The 25351-nt window shown below is 51.8% G+C and carries 19 protein-coding genes, 1 pseudogene and 1 riboswitch; of the genes and pseudogenes, 12 read left to right on the top strand and 8 right to left on the bottom strand.

Features of this window, described 5'->3' with window-relative positions:
• Positions 1-13 precede the first annotated feature (13 nt).
• Positions 14-1981, bottom strand: coding sequence for a hypothetical protein (locus PsAD37_RS04140; protein ID WP_063295072.1), 1968 nt, complete (start codon positions 1979-1981; stop codon positions 14-16).
• Positions 1982-2164: 183 nt separating this feature from the next.
• Positions 2165-2285, top strand: a riboswitch (TPP riboswitch).
• A gap of 115 nt (positions 2286-2400) precedes the next feature.
• Between PsAD37_RS04140 and thiC the strand changes: the two genes are divergently transcribed.
• The 6 genes from thiC to PsAD37_RS04110 are packed head-to-tail and all read left to right on the top strand — an operon-like array spanning position 2401 to position 7656.
• A complete protein-coding gene (gene thiC, locus PsAD37_RS04135) occupies positions 2401-4200 on the top strand; it encodes a phosphomethylpyrimidine synthase ThiC (RefSeq protein WP_063295071.1) in 1800 nt (599 codons plus the stop codon).
• Positions 4197-5138 carry an FAD-dependent oxidoreductase gene (locus PsAD37_RS04130; RefSeq protein WP_063295070.1) on the top strand — a complete coding sequence of 314 codons (942 nt, stop codon included), beginning with the start codon at positions 4197-4199 and terminating at the stop codon, positions 5136-5138. Before thiC ends, PsAD37_RS04130 begins: the two co-directional genes overlap by 4 nt.
• Positions 5135-5332: a sulfur carrier protein ThiS gene (gene thiS, locus PsAD37_RS04125; RefSeq protein WP_063295069.1), complete on the top strand. Its 198-nt coding sequence runs from the start codon at positions 5135-5137 to the stop codon at positions 5330-5332. Before PsAD37_RS04130 ends, thiS begins: the two co-directional genes overlap by 4 nt.
• 1 nt (position 5333) lies before the next feature.
• Complete coding sequence (locus PsAD37_RS04120; protein WP_063295068.1) at positions 5334-6101, top strand: thiazole synthase; 768 nt, start codon at positions 5334-5336, stop codon at positions 6099-6101.
• The gene (locus PsAD37_RS04115) at positions 6101-6694 is read left to right on the top strand and encodes a thiamine phosphate synthase (RefSeq protein ID WP_063295067.1); all 594 of its coding nucleotides are present in this window, start codon (positions 6101-6103) and stop codon (positions 6692-6694) included. The genes PsAD37_RS04120 and PsAD37_RS04115 overlap by 1 nt, the downstream gene beginning before the upstream one ends.
• Positions 6691-7656, top strand: a complete 966-nt coding sequence (locus PsAD37_RS04110) for a HesA/MoeB/ThiF family protein (protein WP_063295066.1) — start codon at positions 6691-6693, stop codon at positions 7654-7656. The genes PsAD37_RS04115 and PsAD37_RS04110 overlap by 4 nt, the downstream gene beginning before the upstream one ends.
• A 7-nt stretch (positions 7657-7663) precedes the next feature.
• Here the strand turns inward: PsAD37_RS04110 and PsAD37_RS04105 are convergent, their stop codons facing one another.
• From PsAD37_RS04105 to PsAD37_RS04075, 7 genes are all read right to left on the bottom strand, one after another.
• Positions 7664-8704 (bottom strand): LacI family transcriptional regulator, encoded by a 1041-nt coding sequence (locus tag PsAD37_RS04105; protein ID WP_063295065.1) that lies wholly within the window; start codon positions 8702-8704, stop codon positions 7664-7666.
• A gap of 7 nt (positions 8705-8711) precedes the next feature.
• Positions 8712-10424, bottom strand: coding sequence for an amylo-alpha-1,6-glucosidase (locus PsAD37_RS04100; protein ID WP_063295064.1), 1713 nt, complete (start codon positions 10422-10424; stop codon positions 8712-8714).
• Positions 10425-10427: 3 nt separating this feature from the next.
• A complete protein-coding gene (locus tag PsAD37_RS04095) occupies positions 10428-11240 on the bottom strand; it encodes a carbohydrate ABC transporter permease (protein ID WP_063295063.1) in 813 nt (270 codons plus the stop codon).
• The gene (locus PsAD37_RS04090) at positions 11233-12177 is read right to left on the bottom strand and encodes a carbohydrate ABC transporter permease (RefSeq protein ID WP_063295062.1); all 945 of its coding nucleotides are present in this window, start codon (positions 12175-12177) and stop codon (positions 11233-11235) included. The genes PsAD37_RS04095 and PsAD37_RS04090 overlap by 8 nt, the downstream gene beginning before the upstream one ends.
• A gap of 21 nt (positions 12178-12198) precedes the next feature.
• Positions 12199-13437 carry a sugar ABC transporter substrate-binding protein gene (locus PsAD37_RS04085; RefSeq protein WP_063295061.1) on the bottom strand — a complete coding sequence of 413 codons (1239 nt, stop codon included), beginning with the start codon at positions 13435-13437 and terminating at the stop codon, positions 12199-12201.
• Positions 13438-13450: 13 nt separating this feature from the next.
• On the bottom strand, positions 13451-14605 hold the full coding sequence (locus PsAD37_RS04080) for an ABC transporter ATP-binding protein (protein WP_063295060.1): 1155 nt from the start codon (positions 14603-14605) through the stop codon (positions 13451-13453).
• An 87-nt stretch (positions 14606-14692) separates the two neighbouring features.
• Positions 14693-16663, bottom strand: a complete 1971-nt coding sequence (locus PsAD37_RS04075) for a beta-galactosidase (RefSeq protein ID WP_063295059.1) — start codon at positions 16661-16663, stop codon at positions 14693-14695.
• Positions 16664-17193: 530 nt separating this feature from the next.
• Here PsAD37_RS04075 and PsAD37_RS04070 point away from each other — a divergent pair.
• The 6 genes and pseudogenes from PsAD37_RS04070 (at position 17194) to PsAD37_RS04050 (ending at position 25180) form a co-directional block, all read left to right on the top strand.
• Positions 17194-18867 (top strand): cytochrome D1 domain-containing protein, encoded by a 1674-nt coding sequence (locus tag PsAD37_RS04070; RefSeq protein WP_208991683.1) that lies wholly within the window; start codon positions 17194-17196, stop codon positions 18865-18867.
• Between the two features lie 265 nt (positions 18868-19132).
• Positions 19133-19609, top strand: a pseudogene (locus tag PsAD37_RS29025) (NapC/NirT family cytochrome c); the annotation flags it as partial.
• Between the two features lie 36 nt (positions 19610-19645).
• A complete protein-coding gene (locus tag PsAD37_RS29020; RefSeq protein WP_275078304.1) occupies positions 19646-20839 on the top strand; it encodes an ethylbenzene dehydrogenase-related protein in 1194 nt (397 codons plus the stop codon).
• A 213-nt stretch (positions 20840-21052) separates the two neighbouring features.
• A complete protein-coding gene (locus PsAD37_RS04060) occupies positions 21053-21472 on the top strand; it encodes a plastocyanin/azurin family copper-binding protein (protein ID WP_063295056.1) in 420 nt (139 codons plus the stop codon).
• Positions 21473-21588: 116 nt separating this feature from the next.
• On the top strand, positions 21589-23121 hold the full coding sequence (locus PsAD37_RS04055) for a nitrite reductase (RefSeq protein ID WP_063295055.1): 1533 nt from the start codon (positions 21589-21591) through the stop codon (positions 23119-23121).
• 865 nt (positions 23122-23986) lie between these two features.
• Positions 23987-25180 (top strand): NnrS family protein, encoded by a 1194-nt coding sequence (locus PsAD37_RS04050; RefSeq protein WP_063295091.1) that lies wholly within the window; start codon positions 23987-23989, stop codon positions 25178-25180.
• Positions 25181-25351: the final 171 nt, after the last annotated feature.

The following is a 25351-nucleotide window of genomic DNA, read 5'->3' as shown; positions in this document are numbered from 1 at the left end:
GTTTTCTCCACCATCAATCCCAGCGCGCTTCTTCTTCCCGGCGCACGAAGACAACCTGACGCCCATCTGGCAGCAGTTGGCTGATTTGGTCTGGACCGCCATGTTCATCAAACTCAACTAATCCAATGCCACTTGCATTCAGCAGGCGTCGACCATGATGTGTGCCCACGGGCTTACGCGGAATAACCTTCATGCCGCGCCGTCTTGTTAGCCAGTTCAGCGGTGAACGCGGGGCATAGAGCCAGCGGTTCAGGTGATCGAGTTTGTCGAGCAGTTTGGCTGGGAACTCGTTTTTGATGCCACTGCTGCAGATTTGCCAGATGTCAGGTCCACGAGAATGTCCGCGCAACTCAACATCGTAAACAAAGGAGTAGTGCACATCACCGGAAAGGATCGTAAAGCGATCTGGCGTTTTGCGGTGGCGGAACACGTTCAAAATGCCATCTGCCGTTCCCGGATGTGCCATCCAGTATTCTGCATCCACCATGAGCGGTTTGCCCATGAACGTGAGCAGCTTTTGCAGCGTCTCGATCAACTTGACGCCAAAGATCGGAGCTGCAGACACGAGCAGCACGGCGTCTTTTCCGCGTAAAGCGCGCTGTAAATCCGTGACGGCTTCCCAATCCAGTAGACCAGAGGGCAGATAACCTGCACGCTCAGATCTCCAACGCCGTGTGCGCGTATCCAGCACCAGCAGTGGTGGGTCTAGTTCCCAGTGATAATCCCAATTTTCAAAGGTAAAGAGGTGGTCCAAGAACTCGTCATAGCTGCGAGTGCCCGGCACTGTAATGGCCTGTGTCATCTCCTGAAGTGTTCCACCAGAAAACGCTTCTGGTCGGTTACCCCACCCCTGGTTGAGCATATAAGCGCATAAGGCGTTACCTATAACCCGGCGGGAGAACGGATGTCCGTAGGCTGTCTCTTCCCAATCACGATTGAGGTTCCAATCATCAGTGACATCATGGTCATCAAAGATCATCGCGACTGGAATGTGTGCAAATAGGCGGCGAACCTGACTGAGACCAGTAACAAACTCCTTCAGGATTTTCTGCTCGCTCTGGTAGAGCCCTGTTTCTTCATGCGTCAGTCCTTCGGGAACATCTGTCTCAACCAGCTCCCATACTGCTGGAGACCAGACGAGAAGATACATTGCCAAGAATTCAGCCAGTGTGATCAGATGGTTATGGGCATGGTCGGCAGTAAAGATTGGCTTTTCTACACCTCCGAACAAAACAAGCCAGAGCTTCCGGTTCTTCTCCAGACTTGGGAGAAACTTTTCGCGCCGGTAGTAGGTGTCGCCATGATGGTAAAGGTCTGATGCCTTATCGGGCACTTTGCTTTCCAAGCTCGCCAACTGTTCTTCAGTGATACCGAGTTTTTCGATGAGCGCATGGATAGCCCGCAACATGGGGCCTGCAACGTCATCTGAATAAACCTGATCACCGCTCATCACGAGGGCAGCTGGCCATTTTTCCTTATCAACTTTGGTGCCGTCCTCAGCCCTGATGTGCTTTGCCAGAAACTTATCCGCTGCGACCAGACCATCGCCGGATTCGTGATGTGGTTTGCGGCAGGATCCATGTAGGAGCGAGGACACTTTTGAGCATAGCAGAAAGCCAGGAAGCTCCTGATTTTCATAGCAAAGATCCGGAGCCCATACGGAATGATCTTGCCAGCCAGTCTCCTCGTCGTCCTGCATACGCAGTGCAAGGCGATAGCTGATCCAGCTGTCTTGCGGGAGTGGGGTTTGGAGAGGTAGATCGATCAGGAGGTAGTGGAGATGCACCCCTGCTGAAATCAGGTTTACCTCGGTTTGCGCTTTCGTCAGCTCGTAGGTTTGTGGTTCGCCACCTTGTGGGAACAAGTCCAATTTTACATCTGCCGGTGCGCGCAGTGCGAGCCAAAACGTCAGACGTAAGGTTTCCAGTCGCCGCAAGATTGGGCCAGCTAAAACGGATGGGAGAGAACAGGTTTCAAGCATTCGTTGATATTATTTTTCGCGATATCCAGATGTGAAATTCTTAGATGAGAGATAGGAACGCAAACCGCAAAATCCAATAAGTGTCAGCGACTCCCCTCTCATAAAATCCAACTTACAAAAGATTTCTGAACCTCGCCTGAACCGAACCTGCCTTGACACTAGTTCATAATCGTTCTAGCAAAATCATGTATGCAGGGGAGTCTCACCAAGGAGACTGAGAGGCTGACAGAGCGCAAGCTCGGCGACGCGACCCTTAGAACCTGACCCAGTTGATACTGGCGTAGGAAGCACGGGTCGCGGGGCCTGTTTGAAGGGCCAGTGTAACAACCGCGATCTTAGCAGCAGAAGTTCTTTCTGCCGTTTCCCAGCCAAAACTCATCTGGTGTCTTTTTCGAGTTATGAACTTGAGGAGCACCATAATGACGACGCCAAACCCATCCATCACCACCGGCGCCTTGCCAGCAGCACGTAAAATCTACGTTCGAGGCAGCCTGCACGAAGACGTGCTCGTGCCCATGCGCGAGATCAGCGTTCACCCAACTGCAGGCGAGCCTCCCCTCCCTGTCTATGACAGTTCCGGCCCTTACACGGATCCAACGGCAACAACGAATATTTCTGAAGGTTTGCCCGCTCTACGACGCGAGTGGATTGAGGCACGTGGTGACACGGAGGAGTATGATGGCCGCGAGATTAAGCCTGAAGACAATGGTTTTGTAAAAGGCGATCGGCTTGTTCCTGAGTTTCCGGTGAAGCCTCGCCCCTTACGCGGGAAAGGTGATAAAGCTGTCACCCAGCTGGCCTATGCTCGCGCTGGCATTATCACGCCGGAGATGGAGTTCATCGCCATCCGCGAAAACCAGTTGCGGGAAGCGGTTGTAGAAGAGCGGTGTGGCAATGACTGGGGTGCGAGCATCCCTGACTATGTGACACCGGAGTTTGTACGTGATGAGGTGGCTGCTGGCCGCGCGATCATTCCGTCGAACATCAACCACCCTGAGAGTGAGCCGATGATTATTGGCCGTAACTTTCTGGTCAAGATCAACGCCAATATGGGCACGTCTGCTGTTACCTCCTCCATGGAAGAGGAAGTCGACAAGATGGTGTGGTCGATCCGCTGGGGCGCTGACACGGTGATGGATCTGTCTACCGGTCGTAACATTCACAACACCCGTGAATGGATCATCCGCAACAGTCCTGTACCGATTGGGACCGTCCCGCTTTATCAGGCACTTGAGAAGGTGAATGGAGTTGCGGAAGATCTGACTTGGGAAATCTTCCGCGACACGTTGATTGAGCAGGCAGAGCAAGGGGTTGATTACTTCACCATCCATGCTGGCGTGCGCCTTCACATGGTGCCGATGACCGTTAATCGCGTGACGGGGATTGTCTCCCGTGGCGGTTCCATCATGGCGAAGTGGTCTCTGCATCATCACAAAGACAGCTTCCTCTATGAGCACTTTGACGAGATCTGCGATATTTGCCGCCAGTACGATGTGGCGTTTTCTCTTGGTGATGGATTGCGTCCGGGTTCCATTGCAGATGCAAATGATGAAGCCCAGTTTGCCGAGTTGGAGACGCTTGGGGAGCTGACCAAGATTGCATGGGCCAAGGATTGTCAGGTGATGATTGAAGGCCCGGGTCATGTGGCCATGCACAAGATCAAAGAGAACATGGATAAGCAGCTGGAATGCTGCCATGAAGCACCGTTTTACACGCTTGGCCCTCTCACCACGGATATCGCGCCCGGATATGATCACATCACCTCCGGCATCGGTGCTGCGATGATCGGGTGGTTTGGCTGCGCCATGCTTTGCTATGTGACACCGAAAGAGCATTTAGGGTTGCCGGACCGGGATGATGTGAAAACCGGTGTGATTACCTATAAGATTGCAGCTCACGCCGCTGATCTTGCGAAAGGATTGCCGGGTGCCCAGCGCCGGGATGATGCCTTGTCCCGTGCACGCTTTGAATTCCGTTGGGAGGATCAGTTCAACCTTTCTCTCGATCCGGATACTGCGCGAGAGTTCCACGATGAAACCCTGCCGAAAGATGCGCATAAAGTGGCTCATTTCTGCTCTATGTGCGGACCTAAGTTCTGTTCTATGCGGATCTCCCATGACATCCGCGCGGAAGCGCAAAAGGAAGGTATGGAGGCCATGGCAGCCAAGTTCCGCGAAGGCGGCAAGTTATACCTGCCACTTGAAGGGACAGAGCAGTGATTACGATTGCTGGAGCCGGTCTTGCGGGGCTGGCTTCCGCCTATGAGCTCGCAAAGCGCAGTGCACCCGTCACTATCTTTGAAAAAGCCGAGCAGCCGGGTGAAAGCAGTGTTGCACGGTTTGCAGGTGGCATGCTTGCGCCATTTTGCGAGCGAGAAAGCGCAGAAGAGGAGGTTGTTACATGTGGGGTGCAGGCCGCTGATTGGTGGTCTCAGGTAACGCCTGTGACCCGGCACGGAACGCTGGTGGTTACTCCGCCGCGCGATCAGGCCGAGCTGACCCGCTTTGCACGGCGGACCTCACACTTTACCGAGGTGAACGGTCAAGCGATCTCAGAGCTGGAGCCAGCATTGGCTGGACGCTTTGAGCGCGGGCTGTTTTTTAAAGAGGAAGCGCATCTGGATCCACGGCAGGCACTGGCTGATCTGACAGGTGCTGTTCAGGAGCTTGGGGTAGAGATCCAATATGGAAGGACTGCACCTGCGCGGGTCAATCTCAATTGCACAGCAACCGCATCCAGCCTTCCTGACTTGCGGGCTGTGCGCGGTGAGATGGCGATTTTGCATTGTCCTGAGGTTCAGCTTTCCCGTGTCATCCGGCTCTTACACCCACGTATGCCGCTTTATCTGGTGCCGCGGGCTGATGGGTTGTTCATGATTGGCGGGACCATGGTGGAGAGTAACTCAGACCGTCCCCCCACCCTACGATCCCTTACAGAAATGCTGAGCGCAGCCTTTGCCATTCACCCTGCCTTTGCCGAGGCCAGTGTGGTTGAAATTGGAGCGGGATTGCGTCCAGCGTTTCCAGACAACTTGCCTCGACTGGTCGAGCATGACGGGTCTCTCCACCTCAACGGGCTTTACCGCCACGGCTTTTTGCTTGCACCAGCACTGGCACAGCAAGCAGCACAACATCTTTTGAAGGAGGCTTGCGCATGAAGATCATCGTGAATGCGGAACCACGCGAGGTCACCAACGAAACGTTGGAGGATGCTCTTACGGAGCTGGAGTTCACCAGCCCCGCTGTTGCGACGGCTTTGAACGGCCGGTTTGTTCCTCGTGAGGACTACTCTGAGACATCCCTTTCAGAAGGCGATCGACTGGAAGTTCTTGCGCCTATGCAGGGAGGGTAACATGCAGCTTTATGGTACAGACATCAGTTCCCGGCTGTTGCTCGGGACAGCGCAATACCCTTCTCCTGCTGTGCTACAAAAAGCAATTGAGACCAGCAGGGCAGAGATCATCACAGTCTCTTTGCGACGCGAAACCGCTGACGGTTCTGGGGCTGGTTTCTGGGGGCTATTGAAAGATAGTGGCTGCAGAATTCTGCCCAACACCGCTGGGTGCCATAGCGTGCAAGAAGCCGTTGTTACTGCACAGATGGCTCGCGAGTTGTTTGGAACTGACTGGATCAAGCTAGAGGTTATCGGCAACTCAGACACCTTACAGCCCGATGTGTTTGGGTTGGTCGAAGCTGCGAGGCTTCTCTGTGCAGATGGTTTCAAGGTGTTTCCATACACGACTGATGATCTTGTGGTTGGCGAAAAGCTGTTGGAAGCCGGATGCGAACTGCTGATGCCATGGGGGGCTCCCATCGGGTCTGGTCAGGGCCTGCGAAATCCTGAGGCCTTGCGGGCCATGCGAGCGCATTTTCCGGATGTACCCTTGATCGTGGATGCTGGTATTGGGCGTCCCTCTGACGCCACGCGTGCAATGGAGCTTGGCATGAATGCTGTTCTGCTCAATACCGCAGTTGCCAAAGCGGGTGACCCGGTTTTGATGGCGCAGGCTATGGCGCAAGCCATTGAAGCAGGGCGGAATGGATACATCGCAGACCCTATGGACCCGCGCGACATGGCGGTTCCCTCTACCCCAACCCTTGGCATGGCGGAGTTGATCTGATGGAACGGTTTTATCTGATTGCCGGAGACGCGGACTGGATTGAAAAGCTTGTCCCTCACGGCGTGAAGCTTGTTCAACTACGGATCAAAGACCAACCTGAACAGGTTATTCGACAGCACATTGCGCAGGCTCGTGATTATTGCCATCAACATGGTGTTCAACTGATCATCAATGACTATTGGGAGCTGGCATTAGAGCTTGGCTGTGATTTCGTTCATCTTGGACAGGAAGACATGGACAGTGCTGACTTTGCTGCACTCCAGAAGGCTGGTGTTTGCTTTGGTCTTTCCACCCATGATGAGGCCGAGTTGGATCGTGCTCTCTCCTTCAAGCCCGAGTATGTCGCTCTGGGCCCGGTCTATCCAACCAAGCTGAAGAAAATGAAGTGGGCTCCACAAGGTTTGGAGCGTGTCAGCCGCTGGAAACAGATGGTTGGCGAGACGCCTCTTGTTGCCATAGGTGGGTTAACGCCGGAGCGACTTGCCGGTGTGTTTGAAGCTGGTGCTGATAGCGCTGCAGTGGTGACAGACATTTTACAGGCACACGATCCGATTGCCCGAACTCAGGAATGGGTGGAGGCTTGTAAGCAATGACACGTTATGACCGCCAGATGCTCTTGCCAGAAGTTGGAACCGCAGGGCAAGAGCGGTTGCTATCCGCTCATGTCCTCGTTGTTGGTGCTGGCGGTTTAGGCTGCCCTGTCCTGCAATATCTTACCGGTGCCGGTGTGGGCGTTATCACCATTGTTGATCCCGATGTGATTGAAGAGAGCAATCTGCATCGACAGCCTTTGTATTCACCGGCAAATGTAGGGGAGAGCAAGGCCTATGCCGCAGCAGCTCGGTTACATGGATACAACCCAGAGGTGGAGCTACACGCCCTTAACATTGCTCTGGAACCTGCGAATGCGGGCGGACTGATTGCTCAGGCAGATATCATCGTGGATGCTGCAGATACGTTTGCAGCCTCTTACACGCTCTCAGATGAGTGCTACCGACAAGGCAAGCCGCTTATCTCAGCCTCTGCGCTTGGAACCTCCGGTTATCTCGGAGGTTTTTGTGGTGGTGCGCCATCACTGCGAGCTGTCTTCCCCTCCCCACCAACCAACTCTGCCAATTGCGCCAGTGCGGGTGTCCTCGGCCCTTCGGTCGGCAGCATCGGAGCCATACAGGCACAAATGACTTTAGCGGTGCTGCTGGACTTTTCTCCCAGCCCATTGGGTCGTCTCACCACAGTGGATTTTAAGGGATTTAAGTTCGGTGGCTTTTCGTTTCTCAACGCCAAAGAACCGGACTGGCATGCACCCTTTATCTCAGTTAGTGAACTGAGGCAGGACGACGTAGTGATTGAGCTTCGAGATGCATTGGAAGCCCCCCAACCTGTCTGCAATACCGCACTGCGCCTTGCCTCCGATGAACTTGGCCAGCACAACTTTAACCCTGCACACCGCATCACCCTTTGCTGCCGCACAGGCCTGCGCGCATGGCGCGGTGCAGAGGCGCTTGCAAAGCAAGGGTATAGGGATGTTGCTCTGATTGCAGATGGGAGCGGCTGAAGAGCCCTTACTGTCTCTCCAAGTTGCAGGTATCTGCGCCGCGCTCAATGAGGTCTGGTACGAACAGCTTTTGGAGATTGATAGGATCCTCACCGCCAATTAAGTCCAGCATGAACTTGCCCAGCGTTTCGCTCGGCTTTGATATCGGGAGATAACATGTTGTAATTGGCGGTGAGAAATACTGCGACACGTTCAGGTCATCTGTAGCAATAACGACAGCATCCCGGCCATGTTCCATACCACGCACCTGAAAGCCTGACAGAACTCCCATTGCGGTTGCTTCATTGGCACAGATGTAGGCAGTCGGCGGCTCATCAAACATGGACATTTCAAAAAGCTGTTCTCGTCCGAAGGCCGGTGTCAGGCGCCCGTAAGCAAGCAGTGAAGGGTCGAATGTCTGGCCCGCCTTTGACAGTGCGGCTTTGTAAGCCTCAATACGGTTTTGAGTATAGTTCAACTCTTCTCTGGCATTGATCATCGCGATGCGGCGATGACCTTTGGAGAGCAAACGCTCAACACAGATCGTCACAATACGGCGGTTATCGGTATCAACAAAGGCATGGGGTGCGCTGGCGTCACTGGTTCCGTAGGTAACAAACGGAAAGTCCTGCTCCTGCATGAAGCTGATGCGCGGATCATTTGCTCTCGTCCCGGAGATGATGATTCCATCGGCTTTTTTGTTTTGAACGATGCGTTTTATAACCTCAAAGCTATCATCAAAACTGGCAACCTGATGCTGCACAACTCTGTAAGGCGTATGCTCAATTGCACGGGATATTCCGCTGATCAGCTGCGTGTAACCAACACCTGCCCATTCGTCATCATCAGGTGATGCAATGACTGTGATCATGGCTATCTGATAGGTCTTGCCAGTCCGGAGTTGAACTCCACTGATGTTAAGTTCGTATCCCAGCTCTTTAGCCGCTTGCAGTACTTTGTCACGTGTGCGTGGGCGCACCTGCGGTGAGGCATTTAGTGCTTTCGATACTGTTGCCGTTGAAAGCCCGGTTTCCTTAGCAATTGTTTTGATCGTCGGTCTTTGCGCCATGGGGTACTCAAGCTGGGGTCAGTTGCGCTTTGGAAAGCACATTCTGAAAACGAAGATAAACGGCAGATGTCCAAGCGAAGGCTTTGTCGCGAAGACCGGCTCCAGTCAAGGCATCAAAGTTTTCCGCCATTCCTGAGGCCTCGCAGGTTTTCATGAACCGCTTTGCCAACTCGTGAGCCAGCCGGATTTCGCCTTGCCAGCATAAACCGTCAAAGATCAGTAATGTCGTTGGAGCCCATATTGGCCCACGCCAATACCCATCGGCTTCATAATACGTGCTTTGCGGGTTTTCAGTAGCAGGTCCCCATTCAGTGAGAAAGCCCTGAGTATTGAACCTTTCTATGAGTTTGCCTGCAATCTCTCTTGGCAGATCACTGCCAAGCAGAAGAGGCATAAACTGCGCCAGGCTAGTGTCTGACAAGACCAAGTCTGGCTGAGCAGGTTTGCGGAACTCGAAGGTCTTGCCGTTCCATAACTGGTTTATCATCAGGTCTTTCAGTTGCTTACTGACATAATCATACTTACTCGCGGTATTCGGGTCTTCTGATGTGCGGTAGAGCCGCGCAATGCAGGTGGCTGTCAGGCATAGGAATGTTGGTAGGTCTGGTCCAACGACCGGACCGCCGTGATCGAAGAAACTGGCGTTGTCCCAGCCACTGTCGTTGCCGTGAAAGTAGCTGGGAAGCTCCTGTTCATTTGCGCGTGTATGCGTGAGCCAATAGCTGAGCTGGCGTTCCATCTTGTCTCTGAGATACACGAGCTGCTCTGAGTTAAAGCAATCACGATAGGCTTCAAAGATGTGCAGGAGTGCCCAACCGTGGACGGGTGGTTTTGTGAATGCAAAGGAAGTGCCAGCATCGTGCACAAAATCTGGCAGCAGTCCGCTGTCATCTTGCCAGTCAAAAATTGCAGCGAACTGACTAAATGCCAGATCAGGATCGATACCAGCAAGCCCGATTGCAGAAAAGGCGTTGTCCCAGCTCCAGATATTGATCATGTGGTTCTTGGACATGTAGGTAGACGGATGCGTTAGCACTCCTTCTGCAGGAACAGTATTTGCCCAAAGGAGGTAGGTGGCGAGTTGCTCCGCTTCACTTTGGTCTTGCTTGCCATGCCAGTTGAAAAAGGCTTGCCGAGATGTTGCCTGAGCTTCTTCAAAGGATTGTTTCTCGACTTCAGGACAGAGGCGGCGGTGAAGGATTATACCGCCTTCAAACTGCTCTCCAGAAAAGATCAGGGAAACGTTGTCTGCATGATCGCGGCGCCAGTTGCCTTCAACAACAGCATTGCCAGCTGTTGTGAACGGTGTCAGTCGCAGGTTTTCGCCTGCTGCAACAATGCATTGGTCTCTGTTGGGGTGTTGGAAAGCGTAATCATAACGGGAGCCTTCCAAGGCGAACTTCAGTAAGACGCCCTGCCCTTTGATGTGTAGCAGTTCTCCCTCACCAATGCAGAAGCTGACATATCCCTGCTTTCTCCCATTTGAGAACAGATCAGCATCCAGACGATGTGGAGACAGCGTGAACTGAGGGGTGAGTACTGTGCCATCCTTGCTCAGAAACTCCAGCTTGCACAAGCGGCCCAGGCTTGGTCGCTCATCTCCACCAGCGACATAGCGTAGATAGCAGTGCTGTTCATCATCCCGACCGCGCATCATGGAGAGCGTTGTAAAGCGCTGGTGGCGGGAGAATGGCACGCGGTCGAAGTCAAATAGCGTCATGCCTTATCCTTTCACCGAGGAGCCGATTGAGCCGTCCATGATGTAGCGTTGCGCAAAAAAGAACAGGATCAGCGGCGGGATGCAAAGAACCACAGTAATGGCCGCGATGGACGTGATGTCCGTTTCATGCAGACCTTTGAACATGGAAAGACCCAGCGTGAGTGTGTATTTGGACTGGTCGTTCAGATAGATCAGCGGACCAAGATAGTCGTTCCACGCGTTCATGAAGTGGAACGTACCGACCAGCACGAGTGCAGGCATCATCAACGGCAGATGAATGCGCCAATAGATTTGCCAGGAGTTGGCGCCATCCATGCGCGCAGCTTCGTCAATCTCGATGGGTACAGTCATGATGTACTGGCGCAGCAAGAACACGAAGAACGCATCTGCGAAGTAGGCCGGAACAATCAGTGGTTTGAGCGTGTTGATCCAGCCGAGCATGTTGAACTCCATGTAAAGCGGGATCATTTTTACATCCCACGGGATCATCATGGTAGAGAGCAACAGGACGAAAATGGCATCACGGCCTTTGAACTTGAAGCGGGCAAAACCGAAGGCTACCAAAGAGCAGGAAAACAATTGCCCGATGGTGGAAAGGACCACCACAATCACCGAATTTTTGAGGTAGACATCGAATGGTTGCTTGAACCAAGCGGTGACGAAATTATCCCACATAACCTCATCGGGCCAGAAGACCGGCGGAAACTGGTAGAGCTCGCCAATGCTTTTCACTGCCGTGATGAATGTCCAATAGAACGGGATGATGAACATTGCTGATAGAAACAGCAGCGCACCATATGTGAGAGCTCTAGGCATCAGCTGCCTCCGAGTTTTTCATCTCCCCTTCGTAGTAAACCCATGCGGACGATGATTTCAGGACCAACATGGACAGGACGAGAATGATCAGGAACATGACCCATGAGTTCGCAGCAGCAAACCCCATCTCGAAGTACTTAAAGGCGTTGTCGTAAATGTACATGGCGAAGAAATAGGTGCTCTCCAGTGGTCCACCGCCGGTAAGCAGCAGCGCGATTGTAAGCTGCTGAAAGGCTGAGATGATCGACGTGATCACAGTGAAGAGCAGCATGGGTGAGAGCATTGGGATGGTGATATAGATAAGTCGTGCCCACGCTGGCACGTCAGACATTTTGGCCGCCTCGTAAAGTTCTTTCGGGATGGATTGCAGGCCAGTCAGTAATATGAGCATGGTGCCGCCCAGGCCCCAAAGAGATGCAATCACGATAGCCAGCAGCGACCAGTTTGGATCCCCCAACCAATTCGGCCCTTCGATACCTGCCAATCCAAGCAGAAAGTTCAGGATGCCGTATTCGTGGCTGTAGATCCACGCCCAGATGGTTACCAGCGCAACGCCGGAGATTACCGAAGGCAGATAGAAGATCGTTCTAAAGACGCCTGTGCCAAAGACTTTCTGATTGAGCAGTACAGCCAGCAACAATCCAAGGATCACATTAAATGGCACGAAGAACAGACCGAACTTGACGGTAATCCAGAGACTATCCCAGAACAGCGGATCTTCTGTCAGCATCACCTCGTAATTCTGCAGCCCAACAAATGTACGCTCTCCCACCACAGGCCAGTCATAAAAGCTCATGATGAACGAGAAGATGAGCGGCCCCAATGTGAAAAACAGGAAGCCCAAGATCCAGGGAGAGATGAATAGATATGGTGTTAGCTTTTCGATGAAGCGATGCCGCTCCTCAGATGCTTCATCCTGCACGACCAATGTAGACATCTCTCCCTCCCCCAACAATTCTTATTTCAGGTGACGCTTAGAGCGCGCGACAGCACTGTCCAAGTGTTTCTTAGCGTTACCTTTTTCGATCATGGTCGCCTCAATCGCACGTTCAAGATTGGTCTGGATCTTGCTCCAGTTTTTGTGCTTGAGAAACGCGTTGGATTCCCGATCAGAAAGGGCCAGCATTTCAAAAAATGGCTTGTAGATCGGGTCAGCTGTAAGGTTCATCTCTTCAGCGACACTTGTGCGGATTGGTAAGTCGTTTTCACGCAACTTGACGGCCTCTGGGGAGGCGTAGAATTTAACAAATTCCCAAGCCAGCTCAGGATTTTTCGTCGCCTTCGCGACGGACATAGCAGAGGCGCCGATTGATGAATGAACAGGCTTGTCACCAAATGCAGGTAACATGGCAACGCCATAGTTTATGCCTGCTTTGTCGATGCCCCCCTTGGACCACATCGCACTCTGGAACATGGCCAGTTTGCTACCTTTAAAGAGTGCAGAGCCAGAGGTGCTATCACCAATGCCGAGAACCGTTGCCTCTTCGTTTTTCGCCATTTCAGCAAACATGGTCAGCACTTCGACAGCTTCCGGACTGTTCATGTATCCATCAACTGAACTGCCATCTTCCGCAATAAAGCGCGTACCGTTGGACCAGAAGAACTGCTCATAGTCATATGGATCTGGCTTGGCTTCCACGGCGAAACCATAGGTCTTACTGCCCTTGTCGCGGAATTGCGCGGCTTTTTCACGCAGATCTGACCAAGTCCATCCTGTTTTTGGCTCGGCAACATCAGCAGCTGTAAACATATCTTTGTTGTAGAAGACGACATGAGTGGTGAAGCCCGCAGGAATGCCGTAGGCCTTGCCTTCTATTCGCGTGGTATTGATTAGGCCCGCAGGAATATCCTCAAGATCCATGCTCTCAGCATCACGCGCCATCAACTCGTCAAGAGGCATCAGAGACTTGTAGTACTTAGGGTAGTTCCACATGTACATGACATCAGGTGGGTTTCCGGCCCCGAATGCTGCAATGAGCTTCTTGTCATAACCATCACCGTAGGATTCTACCTGCACTTTTACGCCGGGATTTGCAGCTTCAAAACGCTTTGAGATTTCCTGTAGAATAGCGAGGTTCTCGCTACTGTTCCATGTTGCAAAGCGGAGCACTTCTTCTGCGAATACAGCATTGGCTCCTCCCAAAGCCATTGAGGTAACTGCTGTCACCATCGCTAATTGTTTCAGACGCTTTTTCATTCCTCTCCTCCTTCTATGCAATGCAAAGTGCTGCAGTCTCCTGACGTTCAATCAATGAACGCGTTTCCCCATCCAACTTGCGTGGATAGGCCTCCCCCTCAGGACTAAAAAGATGGCAGTGCTCTGCTGGAAAATTGAGGTGGACCCTGTCGCCCATATTGACCGGATGCGTTCCTCTGGTGACGGCCGTGAGCCCCTGACCAGAGTCCAAACGAACATGAACCTGGCTTTCTGTCCCCAATCGCTCGACCAGTTCCACGTTGCCACTCATATGGGAATTGGCTTCCTCAACCAGCCCCACATTTTCTGGACGAATACCAAAAATGTGAGGCTGGTCGGGGACTTGTTGCACGGGAGTACTTAACTGAAACGAAATAGAACCAGAGATGCTTTCTGATGTGAGTGCGATACTCATCTCATTGATAGCATTGGCGTTCACTTTCATCATGTTCATCTTGGGTGAACCGATGAAACCGGCAACAAACAGGTTTTGCGGAGCATAGAACAATTCAAGCGGTGTACCGAACTGTGCGACCGCTCCTTTGTTCAGGACAACGACACGACTAGAAAGCGTCATTGCTTCTACCTGATCATGCGTGACGTAAATCATGGTCACACCCAGTCGGCGATGAAGGCTGGCAAGTTCCACACGCATGCTTACTCTGAGGCCCGCATCAAGGTTAGACAAAGGCTCATCCAACAAGAACAACTTAGGATCACGAACAATGGCACGCCCAATGGCCACACGCTGGCGCTGCCCACCTGAAAGTTGCCTTGGGCGGCGCTTCAAGAGATCAGAAATCTGAAGAATACGTGAAGCAGTCTGTACTCGTTCTTCAATTTCCGCTTTAGGGACACCATTTAAGGAAAGACCGAAAGACAGGTTCTTGTAGACGTTCATGTGCGGATAGAGCGCGTAGTTCTGAAACACCATCGCGATATCGCGTTTTGCGGGCGGCAACTGTGTTATGATGCGCGCTCCCAACCTGACAGAGCCACCAGATACTTCTTCAAGCCCTGCAATGGAACGAAGGAGCGTAGTCTTTCCGCATCCAGACGGACCAAGGAAGCTGACGAACTCTCCATCTCGAATACCCAGATCGATCCCGGTAAGCACTTCTGTCTTGCCGAAGCTTTTGTAAAGCTGCTTGATATCTACGCCTGCCATGGATCTCCCCCCGAAGCTGAGCAAGGCCACTCAAAATATAAACGTTTAATTTTATATGTAAAGATACTTATATTTTAGTCACCTTACTCACCCATTCGGACTATCTGACCAAATTACAACTCCAAATGCCGGCACCAGCTCTGCCCCTACATAAATCTTTGCGGCTTTCGGCAGCATCAGATGCTTGGTTTCATTGGTGAAATTGAACGCAAACTTAAGTTGTCCGCGACATGTAATACGAAGGCCTTCTTGTAGGCCTGCATGCAACTCAACGTCCGCCCATTTCACAAGATAAGTTGCTATTTTTTCCTGCAAAGCATCGTCAACGTGTGCCGCTGCATAGATGCATTTCTGATTACCAACCAATGCCGGATACCCATCGCGATAATCGGACCTGAAGTGCCCCAAGACCTCCTCAGAGGCCTTAATGCTCTCCCGCCAGTTGGTGACATTTCCACGCTCCCCCTCGAAAACAATCTGGTCTTGATTGTAACGAGGCAAAGACTCCACCCGCACAACATCAAGGTCGATGAGCTCTTTGAGGCTGCCTGGTGGCAAAGGCTCCGAAACATGCATGTGTTCAGTTTTGCTGCCAGAGCGCGGCCCCAGAAAGACCTTGGCGGCGGCCTCATTTAATCGCGAAGTAAATTTCGGATTATCTATGATCATATCCGGGAGGATGATCAGCTTGTAATTACTGAGATCGGAGTGCGGGCCAATGATATCGACATCCGCGCCCATCCTAGAGAGTGTTGCGTACCAATCCATCGCAACTTTCGCGCTGGAGTAGTCAGCTCCCTGAGGCAAGGTACGAGCTGCCCATCTAGATGGATAATCAAGGACAAGTGCAACCTGTGCTTTTTTCTTTTCACCGGCTTCGGGCAGCAGCTTGCACTCGTTCGCAACTTGAGCCACTTCACTAAAAGCCTGATCGGGCTCATTGTTCGGCAAGAGAAGACCTGTATGAAACTGCTCTTGCGCGAATTTTGATTGGCGCCAACGGAAGTAACAGACAACATCAATGCCGTGCGCATAAGCCAGCCACGTCCAAAGGCGGATCATGCCATCCTGAGGAGATTGGTTATGCTTCGCCCAGTTCACAGGTCCGGGTTGCTGCTCCATAACCCAGGCTTTACCTTTGCCAACATGACGATAGAGGTCGTGATTAAACGCAGGCTGATCTGGCAAACCAACCCGCAGAAGCTTTGCTTTCTCGGCATCTTCCTTCGGTGAGTAGACAAGTGCACCCATGGGGTAACTGTCCCAAGAGGCAAAGTCGATATCTACACCAACAGCATAATGATCATAGTCCGCATTGTGACCCATAAAGTTATGCGTGATTGGCGTACTACCAACAAATTTCCGAAGGGTATCGACTTGAGACCGATTAAACTTGACGACCTGGTCAGAGGAGAAGCGATAGTAATCCAACAGATGAGTAGGGCTTGGCTCTTCTACAAGATTGTTCGGTAGCTCAATCTGAGAGAATGCGGAATATTTCATACCCCAGAAACACGTTCCCCATGCCTCGTTCAGCTGCTCGATTGAATTATAGTGGTGCTCCAACCATTCACTAAAGGCCTGTTTTGCGGCAGACGAATAACTATGAATCGTGTCGTGGTCACCGTATTCGTTGTCAATCTGCCAAGCTTTGACATGTTGGTTCTGGCCGTATCTTCGAGCAAATGCTTCAGCAATTTTCGTCGCATACTCAAGATAGATCGGACTTGAAAAGCAATAATGGCGCCTGGCTCCAAATTTTCGCGTTACACCATCTTCATTGACGGGAAGAACTTCAGGATGTTTGTCTATGAGCCACTTCGGAGGCGCTGCGGTTGGTGTACACATGACAACATCCAGCCCTGCTTGACCAAGCACTTTGACAGCTCTATCCAGCCAGGCCCAATCGAACTTCCCTTCCTCCGGCTCAACCAAAGCCCACGAAAACTCAGCAATGCGTACCCATTTCAAGCCAAGCTCAACCATCTGATGCGCATCATCAGCCCAAATGGCTTCTGGCCATTGCTCAGGATAATAACAGGTCCCCAACTCCAACATTCAAAACGCCTCAATACAACGAATATCTCTCAATAAGTGACACTTAAAGAATCACCCACATAGGAGATATATCAGAGAAGACATCGGAATATAAACGTTTAATTTTATCGTGATTGAATACTATGTGCGAGTGATGGACCAGTCTGTGGGTCTGCTCTTGGAAGTATGCAAACCTGAAGTCTCATAAGTAAGAATCAGCGGAACGATCGTTCATCATTCTCCTTTATTGCCATACACGACAGCAGCGCATGACATTAAAATCAATTATTTCAATAAGTTACTGATTCTAACACCAAGTTCCAGTGCGAAGCCGTTTCATCGCCTCTTCATCGCATGGTTATTGTCCACTGAATGAAAAGCACGGTTGAGACGTTCTGTCGCAAGTTTGGCTAAAAGGGGAGTTTTCGGCGGTTTTTTGGGGCGTGATGTTTCAGGGTAGGGTTCTAAGTTTTCTTGCTTAACATTAGTCAAGGAGGACAGCGGCCGTTCAATTCACTGTGACCTGGTCTCACCAGCATTGGAGATTGAGAATGTTACAAAATAAGAGACGTGGGTCAGGGTACGCTTTAGCGGCCGGCTTCGCGATGTTGCTAGGAAGTGCAGCTGCACCTGCATTTGCTGAAGGTCCAACACTGAGCGAAGAAGCCTTTGAACGTTCTAAGCAGCTTTATTTTGAGCAGTGCGCAGGCTGTCACGGCGTTTTACGCAAGGGCGCGACAGGTAAAAACCTTGAGCCGCATTGGAAGAAAAAAGGCAAAGACGGCACCGTCACTGAAGGTGGTACCCTTCAGCTAGGTCAGGAACGCCTTGAGAAGATCATCGCCTGGGGCACAGAAGGCGGCATGAACAACTTCTCGGAAATCCTGAGCGAGCAAGAAATCAAGGACATGGCGACCTACATTATGTTGGATCCGCCAAAGCCACCTGAGATGTCACTTGCTCAGATGCGCGAAACCCGCAAGGTTTACGTCGAAGAAAAAGATTACCCAACCAAGCCGCTTCATGGCCGTAACTGGGAAAACTTCTTCGTTGTTATCGAGCGTGATGCAGGTAAAGTTGCAGTCATCGACGGCGACACCAAAGAAGTTCTGGTTCATATCCCTACCGGTTATGCAGTGCACGTGATCAAAGCATCCGAGCATCACAAACTGGCAGAGCCTGAAGATCCAGGTCGTTTCTGGTACACCATGGGCCGTGACGGCAAGATGACGAAAATCGACCTCTGGCAGACACCAGACAAGATGCTCGTTTCTGAAGTTACCGTTGCTTATGATGCACGTGACGTTGCCGTTTCCGGCGATGGCAAATACATCATTGGTGGTGCTTACTGGCCTCCACACTTCGTGATTTCTGACGCAGTGACCATGGAACCGCTTAAGGTTGTTTCAACCCGCGGCGTGAACGTGGACGGAGATTATGTAGAAGAAAGCCGTGTTGCTGCTATCTACACAACTCCAAATGAGCCTACATGGCTGGTTGCTGTTAAAGAACTTGGCCAGATGTGGCAGGTTGATTACTCCGATATCGACAACCTTCGTATCGACAAAATTGACTCCGCGAAGTTCTTGCACGACGGATTCTTCGATCCAACAGGCCGTTACTTCCAGATCGCTGCTAACGCATCGAACAAAATGGTTGTTGTCGACACCAAAGATCGCAAGCTTGAAGCTATGATCGACGTTGCTGCTCTTCCACACCCAGGTCCAGGTGCTAACTGGAACGATCCTAAGTGTGGTCCGGTTGCAGGTACAACTCACCTCGGTGTTGGTACTGTTTCTGTTTGGGCAAACGATCCAGCAGGTCGTCCTGATGAAGCTTGGAAGAAGTGTTACGAAGTTGAAACTGATGGCCCAGGCCTGTTCATTCGTACACATCCAAACTCCAAGTACGTATGGGCTGACCAGACCAAACACCCAGATCCAGAAGTACAGCAGGCTGTACAGGTGATCTCGAAAGAAACCGGTGAGATTGTGAAAACAATCCAGGTTACTGAAACAGACGGCAATGCCGCTGTTCACTTCGAGTTCAACGCAGATGGTTCTGAAGTTTGGGTATCCAACTGGAACATGAGCGACTCTCTTGAGCCAAATGGTGAAATCGTTGTTTACGACGCAGACACCCTTGAAGAGAAAACCCGGATTAAAGGCCTTTATGCCCCAACCGGTAAGTTCAACGTTCATATCCGTTCGAACCACGTTACCTAATGTGATCTAACGATCCTTTTGAGGGGCGGGCACCACGCCCGCCCTTCTTTTTTATCAGCGGTATCGAGACTGCAACGGTTGGACACCAGCCGGAGATGACGGATTTGCTCCCCGTATCTTGAAAGCCGACCGCACACGACCCGACAAGGATGGGTCGACAGAAAATCCAAAACGGAGCCTGGAAATGACCCAGTCCAACGGTACGGAAAAGAAAAAGCCGATCTGGCGCCGGTATTTCCTATGGGGAATGCCGGTTGCTGGTCTCTTGGGGGCCTTTGTCGTCGGCATTATCTTCTGGGGCGGTTTCAACACCGTCATGGAAGCCACAAACACAAAAGAATTCTGCGTCTCGTGCCACGAGATGAATGACTTTGTCTATCAGGAATACCAGGGCACGATCCACGACGTAAACCGGTCAGGTGTTGGTGCAGTTTGCTCAGACTGCCACGTTCCTAAAGACTGGACACATAAGATCATCCGCAAGATCAAGGCATCCAAAGAAGTTTGGGGCAAGCTGGTCGGCACGATCAACACACCAGAGAAATTTGACAAGAAGCGTCTACACCTCGCGAAAAACGAATGGGCGCGGATGAAGTCTTCTGACTCTCGTGAATGCCGCAACTGTCATGATTTTGAATCCATGATGCCAGAATTCCAAAGGCCACGCGCACGTCAGCAGCACCTGAATGCAATGAAGACAGGTCAGACCTGTATCGATTGCCATAAAGGTATTGCGCATAAGAACGTTCGTGACCGTGCCTCTGACGAATATCTGGAGATGATTGAAGCTCCTGACCAGAATTACGTTCGCGAGATTCCGAAAGAGTATCTGGAGAGCCTCGCTCGCATTGAGGCCAAAGAAGCTGCTGAAGCGGAGGCTGCAAGCACTGCGAAGAAAGCACAGCAGGAAGCTACACAGGCTCAGATTGCAGCTGCTGTTGACGCAGCCGTTGCTGAAGAACGTGCAAAAGCTGCCGGTGAAGCACCCGCTGCTGATGCAGGTGACACTGTTGGTGCCAACATCGACTGGAGCGGTGTGGACAGCGTAGACATGACTTTGTTCTACCCTGGTCAGGCTTCCTTCGAGTTTGTGCAGAACGGCAAGCAGCACGGTGGTGCTCGTCCGCTGACAAAAGGTGGTGACCAGTGCACAACCTGTCATGCGAAAGAGCTGAACAACATTGGCAACAAGATCGTCAAAGGCACTGACAACACCGAGCCAACCCCAATTCCTGGGAAGCGTGGTGTGATCAACGCAACGATGCAGGCTGCTTATGATGATGAGAATGTCTACTTCCGCCTGCAATGGCCAGATACTCCTCATGCACCAGCACCATTTGTTGACGGTGGCAAGATGGATCCTGAAAACCAGATTAAGGTTGCCATGATGATCACTGGCACCGGTATCAAGATGGGTGAACAGGTTGGTTGCTGGGCAACATGCCATGCAGACAACACCTACATGCCGTTTGATCCGGGTCCAGAAGCAATCGCTGCTTCCGGTGATGTTGCTGAGATGCTGAAAGCCAAGAAGTCCATCCAGAAGTACCTGAGTGAGACCCGGACAAAGGTCGAGATCAAAGGTCGTCGTGGTAAGGCTCAAGGTGGTTGGAACAAGCTGAAATCTGCTGAAGAACTCGATCAGCTGCTAGCTGATGGTACCTTCATGGATCTGATGCGCGTCTATGCTGACGGTTCCGCAAGCAATGGTTACTTGCTTGAGCGTCGTGTCGAGAATAATGGTGACATCACAGCTTCTGCCAAGCTTTCCGCTGGTATGTGGACTGTGGTCTTCTCCCGTCCTCTGGCAAGCGACAAGCCAGGTGATGTTCCGCTTGAAGCTGGCAAGACCTACACGGTTGGCTTCGCTATCCATGATGACTTCGCAGCTGCACGTTTCCACCACGTGACACTGAACACCAGTCTGGCACTGGATGACGAAACTGCCCAAATCAATGTGGTAGGACGTTAAAAAAACACAAAGGGTGGCCGAGCAATTGGCCACCCTTTTTCTTGGAGGTTGGATCCTCCTTTATTCTTTTGGTTTTGCGTATCTTTATCCGAAAACCGGTTTCCACTTTTCGAAGATATGCATAGTTGCAGAGCTTGCTCTAAGTTTTTCCGAGCGTATCCTTATCAATAATATCAAGTGGTTTTTGGATATGCATTTGCAAGGGGGCGCTTCATGTACTCAAGATTTCTTCACTGTTCCGCACTTCTTCTGGGTCTTTTGATGGTGGCACCTGCTGTTGCTGCGGATGACAAAGCTGCTGCACTGTGCGCAAAAGCAGAAGCTCGTTATGTCGATATGTTTGGACATCCGGCAGCTGAGGTGGATGGCGTTACGATCGTGAAGATGTACAAGTATCGGTTCTGCCCTGAGACACTTTCTGTCCCTGTTGGCACCACCGTTCGCTGGGTGAATGTTGACAAGCGGACAAGCCACACCGTTCATTTGAATGAGGCGGGTGAGAAAGAGTCCGATCGATTGTTCCCTGAAGAGACCTTCGAATTCACATTCCTGAGCGCGGGATCGCAGCAATATCTGTGTGGTCCACATTGGGAAACGCAGAAGATGATCGGCATGGTGACCGTCACACCTTAAAGCAGTCCGCATTTAAGGTGAAACACATGAACTGCTTTGCCTTTGTTTTTGCGTGGCTTTGAACCAGCACGGCGACTGCGCTTCAGAGGTACTTTCCCCAAATTCGAGTTTATTCAATGATCAGGCTCCTTGTTGCTCTTGGTTCGGCTGTTCTTTCAGCATCTGCTTGCCTTGCCGACCCTGCCGCTCTTTACCAAAGGCACTGCGTAGAGTGCCACGGTGAAAACCGTTTGGGCCTGATCGGGCCAGCTCTGCTTCCTGAAACTTTGGGGAGTATGCGCGGCACGGCGTTGCAAGACACAATTAAACGCGGGCGAAATATAACTGAGATGCCGTCCTTTCAGGATGTGCTGAGCGACCAGGAGATTGATGCATTCAGCGCTTTTCTGAAGACGCCATTGAAGCCTGCACCGACATGGACGATGGAGCAGATTTCCGCGAGCCTGATTGCCAACGATGATTATAAAGCGACTGTGAAGCCTGTCTGGTCTGCCGACCCGATGAACCTGACATTGGTAGTGGAGATGCTGAACCATTCTGTCAGCGTGGTGGATGGCGACAGCTTCGAAGTTTTGACGCGTTTCAAGATTCCGTTGGGGACACGTGGCCAGCCCAAGTTCTCCCCTGATGGGCGCTACGTCTACATCATGTCCCGTGATGGCTGGATCTTGAAGTATGACCTTTACGCGTTACAGGAGGTGAGCCGCATTCGTGCCGGGCTGAACAGCCGGAATATTGCTTTGAGCCACGATGGCAAGTGGATTGCTGTGGCGAACTATCTGCCCAACACGTTTGTCATTCTCTCCGCTGATGATTTGAGCCCGCAGAAACTAGAGCACGTTCAAGGCAAAGACGGCACACCAAGCCGTGTCTCCTCTGTTTACCTCGCCGCCAAACGCAAGAGCTTTGTGTTGGCGCTGAAGGATGCGCCCTCTATTTGGGAAGTGTTTTATGGCCCTAATCCACCGCATTACGGATTTGCCCATGACTGGCGCGTTGAGGGGCCTGCTCCTAACAAAGACCCGTTTCCTTTGCGCAAATTCACTGTCAAAAGTTTGGTTGAAGATTTCTATCTCGACCCAAGTGATGAATACGTGATGGGCGCTTCCCCCAGTGGCATTGGTGGACAGGTGGTTGATTTGGTTATCGGACACAAGATTGCTGATCTGGACTTGGCAGGCCTGCCACATCTGAGCTCAGGTTCTACCTGGAAGATGGGTGAGCGGACCGTCATGGCCACCCCGCATCTGAGAGAACCGCTGGTTTCCATTGTAGACATGAAGTCATGGGAGACTATCAAACAGATTGAGATGCTCGGCTCTGGCTTCTTCACGCGGACGCACGAGAGCTCGCCCTATGTCTGGGTAGATGTTTTCTTTGGTCCAGACAAAGACGCGATCCAGGTGATAGACAAGCAGAGCCTTGAGATTGTAAAGACCCTGCGCCCTCAGGAAGGCTCCCGTGCGGCCCATGTGGAGTTCACAGATGATGGCAAATACGCCCTGGTTTCTGTCTGGGAAGAGGATGGGGCTGTCATTGTTTATGATGCACAAACACTGGAAGAAGTGCGGCGCCTGCTCATGAGAAAGCCTCGCGGCAAGTACAACATCGGCAACAGGATTGCAGGTGTTGGAACGCCTGAAAACTAAAGATAAACTTATCCCCCTCGTGTTTTCCTCCCATACTCTAAACCTATGCCTACGTAACGGGCTGCTGGCGGAGCGACCGTCAGTTTGTCGTAGGTTGGGCGGGGCTATTGGAAGACGTAACGCACCTTTCAGTGGTCCGGTGAACCGAACTTCAAACGTGACCGCATGGTTTGAGGGGAAGGGCCCAGGACTATAGGGTATCACGCGGTGACAGGTGCAGATGTGCCGGTGAGGTAACTCACTTTTGCAAAAGTGTTTGTCAAAGACGGAGGAACTGTCTGGTCAGGGAAATCTGACTGGATAAGCCACTTTCTTTCCGGGAAACCGGCTATCGTGCCTTATAGGCAAAAGAGGCGACGTTGTTCATTACAAGAAAGCCCGGGCGAGGCGAGCAGCTGATGCCGAAGACTCATTACTAACAAATAGCGCAGGCATTGCCTGCCGCCTTGCTCATCCCGACTTCCGGGAACTCTGGTTCAACACTGCATGGGATGCCATGTGGTGGTTTCAGTGCTTGTGCGATCATAAGCCACCTAAGAGATGTCTTGGACGAACTGACGTATCGAGACACTCTCCTCTCATTAGGCTGGGCATATTCTCACCCGAAAACCAAAACCGCTTTTCGGGAACACGCTTTAAATGCAGAGTGCACTTAATAATAGTCAAGGACATGGTGAGTTAGATTGATGAAGCTGATTGTAAAGCTAGAGCACGTTGCGTTCATTTTCATTTACGCATCGCGCTCTAGCATCTTTAGTGGAGCGAATTCTTGTCGTTTGATTGAATGCAATCAAACGGAACGCGCTCTAACGCATCGATCACTGAATGTGCACGCGCGCATCAACAAAAGCCAAAAGAGCGCCTCATGTCGACCACTATGGAACAAGTCAGATCCTGGCAAGGCCCTGTGCTATTCAGTTATGGGTTCAGGCCGTTCTTCCTCGCCAGCGCAGTCTGGGCAATCGTGCTTATGTTGCTCTGGATTCCACTCGTTTCCGGGTACATCGAGCTGCCGATTGCGTTTGATCCTGTCTCGTGGCACGCCCATGAGTTCCTTTTCGGCTATCTAAGCGCCGTTGTTGCAGGTTTTTTGCTGACCGCTATTCCCAACTGGACCGGGCGTATGCCCATTGTGGGCAAGCCGCTCATTGTCCTGTTCAGCCTTTGGGTGATTGGCCGTGCCGCGATCCTGTTCGGCGCTTACCTTCCAGCAAGCGTCGTTGCCGCGCTTGATGTTGCAATGCCATTGGTGCTGGCCATTGCGTGCCTGCGCGAAATTATGGCAGGCAAAAACTGGCGCAACCTGATCGTGTTGGGTTTGCTGGGCCTGCTCATAGCATCCAACCTGCTGTTCCATTGGGAAGCCTGGAGCGATGGATACGCAGCGCAGGGCTATGGTATGCGTCTGGGTATCTCCACCATGGTTCTGATGGTAGGTTTGATCGGTGGGCGGATTATTCCTTCCTTCACCCGTAACTGGCTGGTGAAGCAAGGCCGTAAGAGCCTGCCAGCGAGCCCGATGCAGGTGTTCGACAAGATCTCACTGCTTGCCCTCCTGGTCGCACTGCTTGTCTGGACTGCGCTTCAAGATCATTGGCTGGCGGGTGTTGTGCTTTTGATTGCCGGAGTATTGCACTTCGCGCGTCTGGTTCGCTGGAAAGGACAGTATACCTTCAAGGAACCTCTGGTTTTGGTGCTGCACGCAAGCTATCTGTTTATGCCGCTGGGTCTGCTTGCACTTGGCTTTGCCATTCTCCAGCCAGACCTACTGGATATCACCGGAGCACAACACCTGCTAATGGCTGGCGTCCTGGGTATGATGACTTTGGCCGTCATGACCCGTGCAACCCTCGGGCATATGGGCATGGAGCTAAAAGCAAGCCGTGGTGCCACCTTCCTCTTTTGCGCAATGGCCACATCAGTCCTCCTCCGCTTCTCCGCAGGCCTATTCCCAGACCTCGCAGCAAGGCTCTACGATATGTCAGCGCTAGCATGGATCCTTGCATTCGTGGTGTACGTGGTGACCTTCGGCCCCCTGCTGGCGTGGGGGAAGAAGTGAGGGGGAGTTGCCCCATAGGCGCTAACTTAAGGAGCTATGTTTTCGAATTCGTTGAATTTTTCGCTTTCTGGGAGGTTCGCATATACCTCGCCAAAAGCTGCTGGCGTTAACTGTGATGTTAGTCAGATCCCATGCTCCCTGAATTGCTGAAATGAAGGCCTGAATGATCAG

The sequence above is a fragment of the Pseudovibrio sp. Ad37 genome (assembly GCF_001623075.1).
Taxonomy (GTDB): Bacteria; Pseudomonadota; Alphaproteobacteria; order Rhizobiales; family Stappiaceae; genus Pseudovibrio.
The sequence above is the reverse complement of the archived record's forward strand: the minus strand, read 5'-3'. Positions and strand labels throughout refer to the sequence as shown.

What these genes read in the sequence shown, in the direction of transcription:
- PsAD37_RS04120 (WP_063295068.1), top strand. Translation starts at nt 5,334, where the DNA reads ATGCAGCTTTATGGTACAGACATCAGTTCCCGGCTGTTGCTCGGGACA.
- PsAD37_RS04110 (WP_063295066.1), top strand. Translation starts at nt 6,691, where the DNA reads ATGACACGTTATGACCGCCAGATGCTCTTGCCAGAAGTTGGAACCGCA.
- PsAD37_RS29020 (WP_275078304.1), top strand. Translation starts at nt 19,646, where the DNA reads ATGATTGAAGCTCCTGACCAGAATTACGTTCGCGAGATTCCGAAAGAG.
- PsAD37_RS04070 (WP_208991683.1), top strand. Translation starts at nt 17,194, where the DNA reads ATGTTACAAAATAAGAGACGTGGGTCAGGGTACGCTTTAGCGGCCGGC.
- PsAD37_RS04090 (WP_063295062.1), bottom strand. Translation starts at nt 12,177, where the DNA reads ATGTCTACATTGGTCGTGCAGGATGAAGCATCTGAGGAGCGGCATCGC.
- PsAD37_RS04105 (WP_063295065.1), bottom strand. Translation starts at nt 8,704, where the DNA reads ATGGCGCAAAGACCGACGATCAAAACAATTGCTAAGGAAACCGGGCTT.
- PsAD37_RS04060 (WP_063295056.1), top strand. Translation starts at nt 21,053, where the DNA reads ATGTACTCAAGATTTCTTCACTGTTCCGCACTTCTTCTGGGTCTTTTG.
- PsAD37_RS04115 (WP_063295067.1), top strand. Translation starts at nt 6,101, where the DNA reads ATGGAACGGTTTTATCTGATTGCCGGAGACGCGGACTGGATTGAAAAG.
- thiC (WP_063295071.1), top strand. Translation starts at nt 2,401, where the DNA reads ATGACGACGCCAAACCCATCCATCACCACCGGCGCCTTGCCAGCAGCA.
- PsAD37_RS04050 (WP_063295091.1), top strand. Translation starts at nt 23,987, where the DNA reads ATGTCGACCACTATGGAACAAGTCAGATCCTGGCAAGGCCCTGTGCTA.
- PsAD37_RS04095 (WP_063295063.1), bottom strand. Translation starts at nt 11,240, where the DNA reads ATGCCTAGAGCTCTCACATATGGTGCGCTGCTGTTTCTATCAGCAATG.
- PsAD37_RS04080 (WP_063295060.1), bottom strand. Translation starts at nt 14,605, where the DNA reads ATGGCAGGCGTAGATATCAAGCAGCTTTACAAAAGCTTCGGCAAGACA.
- PsAD37_RS04075 (WP_063295059.1), bottom strand. Translation starts at nt 16,663, where the DNA reads ATGTTGGAGTTGGGGACCTGTTATTATCCTGAGCAATGGCCAGAAGCC.
- PsAD37_RS04100 (WP_063295064.1), bottom strand. Translation starts at nt 10,424, where the DNA reads ATGACGCTATTTGACTTCGACCGCGTGCCATTCTCCCGCCACCAGCGC.
- PsAD37_RS04085 (WP_063295061.1), bottom strand. Translation starts at nt 13,437, where the DNA reads ATGAAAAAGCGTCTGAAACAATTAGCGATGGTGACAGCAGTTACCTCA.
- PsAD37_RS04055 (WP_063295055.1), top strand. Translation starts at nt 21,589, where the DNA reads ATGATCAGGCTCCTTGTTGCTCTTGGTTCGGCTGTTCTTTCAGCATCT.
- PsAD37_RS04140 (WP_063295072.1), bottom strand. Translation starts at nt 1,981, where the DNA reads ATGCTTGAAACCTGTTCTCTCCCATCCGTTTTAGCTGGCCCAATCTTG.
- thiS (WP_063295069.1), top strand. Translation starts at nt 5,135, where the DNA reads ATGAAGATCATCGTGAATGCGGAACCACGCGAGGTCACCAACGAAACG.